Below are 2,510 nucleotides of genomic sequence, written 5' to 3' on the forward strand. Positions count from 1 at the left end.
CTGCTCGACATCGGCTACAAAACCGAAGGGGTCATCCCCTCCCGCGAACTGTCCATCAAGCACGACGTCGACCCCAACGAGGTCGTTTCCGTGGGCGATGAGGTCGAAGCCCTGGTCCTCACCAAGGAGGACAAAGAGGGCCGGCTGATCCTGTCCAAGAAGCGCGCCCAGTACGAGCGCGCCTGGGGCACCATCGAGGAACTCAAGGAGAAAGACGAGGCCGTCAAGGGCACCGTCATCGAGGTCGTCAAGGGCGGCCTGATCCTCGACATCGGGCTGCGCGGCTTCCTACCCGCTTCGCTGGTTGAGATGCGGCGGGTCCGCGATTTGCAGCCGTACATCGGCAAGGAGATCGAAGCCAAGATCATCGAGCTGGACAAGAACCGCAACAACGTGGTGCTTTCCCGACGCGCCTGGCTGGAGCAGACGCAGTCCGAGGTGCGCAGCGAGTTCCTCAACCAGCTGCAAAAGGGCGCCATCCGCAAGGGTGTGGTGTCCTCCATCGTCAACTTCGGCGCGTTCGTCGACCTCGGCGGTGTTGACGGTCTGGTGCACGTCTCCGAGCTGTCCTGGAAGCACATCGACCACCCGTCCGAGGTGGTTCAGGTCGGTGACGAGGTCACCGTGGAGGTGCTCGACGTCGACATGGACCGCGAGCGGGTTTCGTTGTCGCTCAAAGCAACTCAGGAAGACCCGTGGCGGCACTTCGCCCGCACGCATGCCATCGGCCAGATCGTGCCGGGCAAGGTCACCAAGCTCGTTCCGTTCGGTGCGTTCGTGCGGGTTGAGGAGGGCATCGAAGGTCTGGTGCACATCTCCGAGCTGGCCGAGCGGCACGTCGAGGTGCCCGACCAGGTGGTTGCCGTCGGCGACGATGCGATGGTCAAGGTCATCGACATCGACCTGGAGCGACGCCGGATTTCGTTGTCGCTCAAGCAGGCCAACGAGGACTACACCGAGGAGTTCGACCCCGCCAAGTACGGCATGGCCGACAGCTACGACGAGCAGGGCAACTACATCTTCCCGGAGGGCTTCGACGCCGAAACCAACGAGTGGCTAGATGGTTTCGACACCCAGCGCACCGAATGGGAGGCCCGCTACGCCGAGGCCGAGCGCCGGCACAAGATGCACACCACGCAGATGGAGAAGTTCGCCGCGGCCGATGCCGCCGCTGCCGAGCATCCGCAGGCCAACGGCTCGTCTGGCGAAGAACAGCAGAGCGGCGGCTCGCTGGCCAGCGACGCGCAACTCGCCGCCCTGCGGGAGAAGCTCGCCGGTAGCGCCTAACCAGGCATGCTTCGGATCGGGCTGACCGGCGGTATCGGCGCTGGTAAGTCGGCGGTGTCGTCCACCTTTTCGCAGTGCGGCGGGGTGGTCGTCGACGGTGACGTGATCGCCCGCGAGGTGGTCGAGCCCGGCACCGAAGGATTGGCCGCACTCGTCGACGCGTTCGGCGATGACATTCTGCAGCCCGACGGCGCGCTGGATCGTCCGGCGTTGGCGGCCAAGGCATTCAGCAGCGACGAGACCAGGGCCACCCTCAACGGAATCGTTCATCCGCTGGTGGGTAAGCGTCGCGCCGAGCTGATCGCCGCGGTGCCGGACGATTCGGTGGTGGTGGAGGACATCCCGCTGCTGGTGGAGTCGGGGATGGCGCCGTTGTTCCCTTTGGTCGTCGTGGTGTACGCCGACGCGGAAATGCGGATGGCGCGGCTGGTCGACCAGCGCGGCATGGCTGAGGACGACGCCCGCGCGCGTATCGCCGCACAGGCTTCCGATGACCAGCGTCGCGCGGTTGCCGATGTCTGGCTGGACAATTCGAGTACCCCAGAAGCGTTGGCCGAGCGCGCTCGTGCGGTGTGGGACATGCGCATCATGCCGTTCGCCAACAATCTCAGCGCTGGTCGCGTCGTTCGCCCCGCAGTCCGACTGGTGCCGGCCGATCTGGCCTGGCCCGACCAGGCTGCGCGCATCCTCGCCCGTCTCAAGGCCGCGTGTGGCGCAAAGGCGTCGCGCGTTGATCACATCGGTTCCACCGCGGTTCCCGGGCTGGCCGCGAAGGACGCGATCGACATTCAGATCACCGTCGAATCTCTCGCGGTGGCAGACGAACTCGATGCCGCCTTACTATCCGCGGGTTATCCACGCGTCGAGAATGTCTGCAGCGACATCATCAAGGCCGATGCCCGCAGCACCGTGGACCGCTACGACCACAATGACGATCCGACGTTGTGGCACAAGCGGCTTCATGCGTCGGCAGATCCCGGACGCCCGACATTGGTACACCTGCGGGTGGACGGCTGGCCCGATCAGCAATTCGCCCTGCTGTTCGTCGACTGGCTGAAAGCCAATCCCGAAGTCCGCGACGAGTACCTGGCTGTCAAACGCAGTGCGGAGCAGGCAGCATCCCCGGACGGAGACATCGAACGGTATCTGGCGGTCAAGGAGCCGTGGTTCTCCGAGGCATACGGCCGGGCGTGGGACTGGGCCGACCGATCGGGTTGGCGGCC

2 protein-coding genes are annotated in these 2,510 nt (G+C 65.3%); both read left to right on the top strand.

What is annotated here, in order from left to right; translation table 11 throughout:
* On the top strand, window positions 1-1,287 hold a 1,287-nt coding region (gene rpsA / locus WBF82_RS09300), incomplete at its 5' end, for a 30S ribosomal protein S1 (RefSeq protein ID WP_424382758.1).
* A 6-nt stretch (window positions 1,288-1,293) separates the two neighbouring features.
* A partial coding sequence (gene coaE, locus WBF82_RS09305) for a dephospho-CoA kinase (RefSeq protein WP_424382759.1) occupies window positions 1,294-2,510 on the top strand: 1,217 nt, incomplete at its 3' end.

It is taken from the genome of Mycobacterium sp. (assembly GCF_049673265.1).
Lineage (GTDB): Bacteria > Actinomycetota > Actinomycetes > Mycobacteriales > Mycobacteriaceae > Mycobacterium.